This window comes from Paenirhodobacter enshiensis (assembly GCF_000740785.1).
In the GTDB taxonomy this organism is placed as follows: Bacteria; Pseudomonadota; Alphaproteobacteria; order Rhodobacterales; family Rhodobacteraceae; genus Rhodobacter; species Rhodobacter enshiensis.
Genome location: NZ_JFZB01000032.1, coordinates 1 through 4,696, shown reverse-complemented (window position 1 = coordinate 4,696; position 4,696 = coordinate 1). Strand labels below are relative to the sequence as shown.

General features: G+C 59.3%; 7 protein-coding genes. 5 read left to right on the top strand and 2 right to left on the bottom strand.

Annotation, left to right across the window (positions count from 1 at the left end; genetic code table 11):
* Window positions 1–438 precede the first annotated feature (438 nt).
* Entirely contained in the window at window positions 439–759 is a 321-nt protein-coding gene (locus tag CG50_RS12925) for a YnfA family protein (RefSeq protein ID WP_036639160.1), read from the bottom strand.
* Complete coding sequence (locus CG50_RS12920; protein ID WP_036639146.1) at window positions 756–1,007, bottom strand: helix-turn-helix transcriptional regulator; 252 nt, start codon at window positions 1,005–1,007, stop codon at window positions 756–758. The genes CG50_RS12925 and CG50_RS12920 overlap by 4 nt, the downstream gene beginning before the upstream one ends.
* A gap of 96 nt (window positions 1,008–1,103) precedes the next feature.
* Between CG50_RS12920 and CG50_RS12915 the strand changes: the two genes are divergently transcribed.
* From CG50_RS12915 to CG50_RS12895, 5 genes are all read left to right on the top strand, one after another.
* Window positions 1,104–1,403 carry a hypothetical protein gene (locus CG50_RS12915; protein WP_036639144.1) on the top strand — a complete coding sequence of 100 codons (300 nt, stop codon included), beginning with the start codon at window positions 1,104–1,106 and terminating at the stop codon, window positions 1,401–1,403.
* 36 nt (window positions 1,404–1,439) lie between these two features.
* Window positions 1,440–1,664: a hypothetical protein gene (locus tag CG50_RS12910; protein ID WP_152559522.1), complete on the top strand. Its 225-nt coding sequence runs from the start codon at window positions 1,440–1,442 to the stop codon at window positions 1,662–1,664.
* Entirely contained in the window at window positions 1,661–1,894 is a 234-nt protein-coding gene (locus tag CG50_RS12905; protein WP_152559521.1) for a hypothetical protein, read from the top strand. Before CG50_RS12910 ends, CG50_RS12905 begins: the two co-directional genes overlap by 4 nt.
* A gap of 1,669 nt (window positions 1,895–3,563) precedes the next feature.
* Window positions 3,564–3,782 (top strand): antitoxin VbhA family protein, encoded by a 219-nt coding sequence (locus CG50_RS17100; RefSeq protein ID WP_036639137.1) that lies wholly within the window; start codon window positions 3,564–3,566, stop codon window positions 3,780–3,782.
* Between the two features lie 2 nt (window positions 3,783–3,784).
* Window positions 3,785–4,402: a Fic/DOC family protein gene (locus tag CG50_RS12895; RefSeq protein ID WP_036639135.1), complete on the top strand. Its 618-nt coding sequence runs from the start codon at window positions 3,785–3,787 to the stop codon at window positions 4,400–4,402.
* Window positions 4,403–4,696 lie beyond the last annotated feature (294 nt).

Here is a 4,696-nt window from a genome sequence, read left to right as displayed (position 1 = left end):
CACTCTCCGATTTCCGGGGAGGAGCTCAGAAGGCGGATAGGGCCACCCCGAACGCGTGAAAACAATCAGGCCGGCCCCGAGCGTCTGGCGCGCTCCGGGGCCTTTGCTTGTCATGGGGTGCTATGGGCCTTTGCGGAATCACCCTGACACGTTCCTGACGGTTTCGCTGGCAAGTAACGCGCGCGCATGGGGGTGGGCAGTTATCCGATATTGCCGACCGATCCGGCATTTCGCGAAGTGATACGCCCGCCCGCGCCCGCGCGCGTCATGGACTGCCTAGCCCGCCAGACCGTGAAGGTTAATCTCCGGTCATATGCGCGCGCAGGGGGTGAGGTGATAGCCCAGCGCATGCCATATCATCACCCTAAGATTACCCTAAGGCGCCGGGTTGGCTTCATCCGCTATTGTTTTCCGCGACTAGGAATCCAAATGGGCGGGCTAAGCTCTCGGGGCGAACAGTATGACGGATGCGCCCGCAAGACAGGTCGCAGCGCCGATGAAATCCCAACGATCCGGCCTTATCCCTTCCGCCGCCCAAAGCCAAAGCAGCGATGATGCAATGTATACGCCCCCATAAGCCGCATAGGCTCGGCCGGCGGCATCGCTGTCAACACGGGTCAGGATGAAGGCGAAGAATGCCAGAGAGGCCATTCCTGGCACGACCCACAAGGCTGACTTGCCTATGCGTAGCCACGCCCAGAATGCGAAGCACCCAGCGATTTCGGCCACGGCGGCGGCAATGTAAATGACCGGGGTCATTCCTTCCCCCCCAGCGCCACGCCCGGCCCCGTGGCGACCTGACCGCCTTCGAGGAACTGCACCCCTTGGGCTTCGAGGACTTCCCGAACCTTCCGGACCGTTTCTAGCGATACTAGTCCGGCGTGGTCGGGCTTACCCTCGATGCGTCGTAAGGTGATGAGTGGAATACCCGCAGCCTCGCACAGTTCCGCCTGTGTCATTCCGAGCAAATCGCGCGCTGCCTTTATCCGGGCTTTCATGCTGTCCATGTCGATTCCTTGCGTGAGAACTTTTTATCACTGATGCACTTGCTATCATCAAACACCTAGTGATAGATAGCTATCATCTGAGCAAGGGGCAACCGCATGACCATAGACCGCGCCGAACTGTTCCGCCTTGCTTGGGTGATGGCCCGCCACGACCTGTGGTCGCTGCGCTTGCCTGCCTCGCGCCTTCACGGGCTGTTCCCCGCTGCTCTGAAACGCGCTTGGGCCACCGTGAAGTGCCAGGCGGCCTATCGCGCCCAGCGCCTCGCCGTCTTCACGGCCGGCCGCCCCGCTGACGAAATCCGCGCCGATATTCTCACGCTTGAATGCAAAGGCCGTCTGCGCGGCCCCGACTGGCAACGGCTCGACGCCCTGCGCGCTGAGCTGTTCGGCCGATAACCCCGAACCCATGAACCCGAATTGAGAGGGAAGCCCATGACAGAAGAACGTGACCCGATGCAGGCGGTGAACGCCGCCCGTGATGTGCTGAAAGACGCCAAGGATATTCTCGAATTGCTTTACCTCGCCGGGAACGGTGAAGGTGGCCCGACTGGCGCGGCAATCACACGCGGGGCTATCCTTGGGCAAGAGGCGCTCGAACTCGCCGAAGGCACGCTGAAAGCCGCCGTTGATATGCTGACGGGGAGGGCTACAGCATGAAAGCCATACCCACAACCCGCATGGGCCGCCTGCGCTTCGTCGCTGACGCGCTGGGCGCGCCGATGCCCGAGGGCCTGCCTGCCGACCTCTTGGCCGAGGATGAAGCCCCTGCGCCCGAGGTGCTGCGCTTTTGTCGCGATTACGGCGCAAGTCTCGACTTCATCTATCTGGGCGATGTGGCCTCGCTTATCCGCTACGCGTCCCGCGCCATGCTGGGAAAAGCCGCCTGACCTTCGCCCCTTCACGGCATCGAGGCCCCGCCCAGCGCGGAGCTTTGTCATTAACGACTGCCGTGAACAATGAAACGAACGTTTAGGCCAACTTGGAAGATACTAGGCCGCAGGCGCTCGTAATGGAGGTATCACACCCCCATATATAATTTGCGTCGAGGGCAAATCCCGAGCGACCAAGTGGAGGACATCATATGTCCGACCTCAAACAGAACCATCCCCTTGAACATCAGAAGCAGCACCAGCAGGACACTCCGAAGCAGGGTCCTGCCAAATCTGAGAACGTGAAGGTGGAGAAAACCTCCCCTCAGCAGTCCAGCGCACCTCAGCAAAAGTAGTGCGGACTATTCGCGCGGGGGTTGATGACGGTGGAAGCATGGCTTTCGCGTCTTCCCGGTGCGTAGAAATCCGGTCGTGGCGTATTCCGACAAGGGGCCGCATCATATGCGGTGACTCGGCACGGGCGTGAGTGTTGACCGGATCGAGGGGCGGCAAAGAGAAGTCTTTGTCGCTCTTTTCATTATGGTTTTAACCCCGAGGAAGGAAACAACGTGGGATATTCTACGCCAAAGAGGCCCTTTGATCTGGAAGCGTTCCTAAGCCAAAAGGCGTCTAAGGAACAAATCCGTATGAGCCACCACTATCGGTTTCGCGATCAGGCTCTGATTAGAGGACAGTCCACGCCTAAGCAGGATGGGCTACCGCCGACAAAAGAGACAAATGATAAGCATAAAGGTGCCGTTTAAGACGCGTCTGGGGAGTATGTCCAAGGCGACGCCGTTCAATCGCCCAGACCCGTGCGCCAGTCATGTGCCTACGTCTGCAATTCATAAAAAGCCGGGGGGAGTGTCGGAAGTCTGGACGGCTCGGACGCCGGACCCGCGCGCCCACCGCATCCGCAGATTTTTTCCTCTGTTTGAAATTGGCAAGCGGTCGCTAATTCAAATGACCCTTGTTTCATTGGGCTTTCTGGCCTTCGCGGCTTTGAATAGTGACCACGTGGTTCGCGCTGGTTCCTGACCGCGAACCGCCCTGCGCGCGGGCTTTCTGCCGGTTTCTGCCGGGGGCCGGGTATGGCTTTCCCGAATAGCACGAATAGCGGGAATAGCAGGGGCGAGTGGCGCGCTGGGCCGTGTCGCACATGTTGCCGTTGTCGCACCGGCCCCCGTCTATTTTAAGAGGCCCCGCCCGGCCCCGGACCCGTGCGCCCCATTCGCTTGCACTCAGACCTGGCCGTGAAGGTGGGTAGGGGTCTACTCCGAAGCCAAAGCTGCCACCCGTAGCGACCTGACGCAATCAAGCGTTTTTGGTATGGCGGGTTTTTGGTGGGGTAAGATCGAAAAGAACGAAAATAATTCAATTTTTCAAGGGTGTCTGGCGGACGGGATGTTCGCCAGATGCGCCCAAGTCAGACGCATTATCATTTAGTATCAATGTATTATGAATTCACGTGCAGCATTTTGTGTAGCAAAATGTGCAGCAAATCAAGGCAACAGTTCCTCGATCCGCAGGTCGGATTGATGGCTCACACGAAGCCATCCCGCTGTCAACGCCCCGCCGCAACGATCCGCCTGAAGCGGGAGGCGTTGAGCTCCCCACAATGCAACGTTGCTGATGCAATCCTCCCCCCCTCCTGCTATCCTTTGCCAACAAAACGGAGCCCTTACCGATGACCGTTGCGAAGACGCCCCTCGCCAAGCCCGGTTCGACGATGCCGAACCGCACCCGTATCGTCGCCAGCGCCATGGCCAGCATGCAGATCGAAGGCTTGGATCTGGACGCCCGCTCCGTCTCGGACTTTGCGGCTTTGCAGGCCGGAGCCCTGAGCAGCACCGAGCTGCGCAAGCGACTGCTGAAGCGCTACAGCAAGCAGGCCAGCGCAAGCTAACCATGGCGCGCTACGAAGGCGGAGAACTCGGCCTCTACCCGGGAACGGAAGTCCTCATAAACAAGCTCGGTATTCGCGATCAGGCCGAGTTGGACGCGGCAGAAGCCCCGCTCGTATTGCTTGCCGCCGTGGAGTTGGCAGAAGCGCCCTTGCCCGAACCCCGCAGCGGCCCCGGCTTCGGTTATTTGCTGCGCATTCACGAAGCATTGTTTCGCGATGTCTACGACTGGGCGGGAACCGTGCGGAACGTCGACATCTCGAAGGGCAGCACCCGATTCGCCAACTTTCGTCATATCGAGAGCGAGGGCACAAAGCTGACCGATGCGCTCGCCGCCGAGGGATGGCTCGAACACAGGGCGCCGAAGGATTTCGCCCGACGCATGGCGTACTACATGGGCGAGCTGAACGTCCTGCACCCGTTCCGGGAAGGAAATGGACGGGCGTTGCGCGAGTATGTGAGACACCTCGCCGAGCGCGCAGGGCACTCGCTTTCGTGGGAAGGCGTGTCCGGGGATGAGATGGTCACGGCGTCAATCGAGGCCTACCGCGGCAACTATGACCCGCTTGAGGCCCTGATCTGGCGCCAGATGACAGGTTTCACTGGAGGGCAAGGGAAATAGCTAAGTCATTTGAATGATGGTATCTGCTACCCATCTGTCCAAGATACCGGATGTATGAGGCATCTCTGTGAAAAGAGATGCGCGAGGCGAATCACCAGTCAATTGAGATTGGCTACAAAGAGAAATATGATCCGCAAGGTGGCGGAATGATCAAGGAGAGGGGAAAATATGGCTAGATGTACAGCACCAGTAAATGGGCATCGTTCGGCGGCCGCCGCAGCTAACTGCCCTGCATGCGGGAGCCGATTTGGCCGTTATAGTGGCTACAGCAGCGGATATAGTAGCTCTGGATCA

Bases quoted from the DNA above. Each gene is read 5' to 3' on its own strand.
- CG50_RS12925 (WP_036639160.1), bottom strand. From the start codon at position 759: ATGACCCCGGTCATTTACATTGCCGCCGCCGTGGCCGAAATCGCTGGG.
- CG50_RS12920 (WP_036639146.1), bottom strand. From the start codon at position 1,007: ATGGACAGCATGAAAGCCCGGATAAAGGCAGCGCGCGATTTGCTCGGA.
- CG50_RS12915 (WP_036639144.1), top strand. From the start codon at position 1,104: ATGACCATAGACCGCGCCGAACTGTTCCGCCTTGCTTGGGTGATGGCC.
- CG50_RS12910 (WP_152559522.1), top strand. From the start codon at position 1,440: ATGACAGAAGAACGTGACCCGATGCAGGCGGTGAACGCCGCCCGTGAT.
- CG50_RS12905 (WP_152559521.1), top strand. From the start codon at position 1,661: ATGAAAGCCATACCCACAACCCGCATGGGCCGCCTGCGCTTCGTCGCT.
- CG50_RS17100 (WP_036639137.1), top strand. From the start codon at position 3,564: ATGACCGTTGCGAAGACGCCCCTCGCCAAGCCCGGTTCGACGATGCCG.
- CG50_RS12895 (WP_036639135.1), top strand. From the start codon at position 3,785: ATGGCGCGCTACGAAGGCGGAGAACTCGGCCTCTACCCGGGAACGGAA.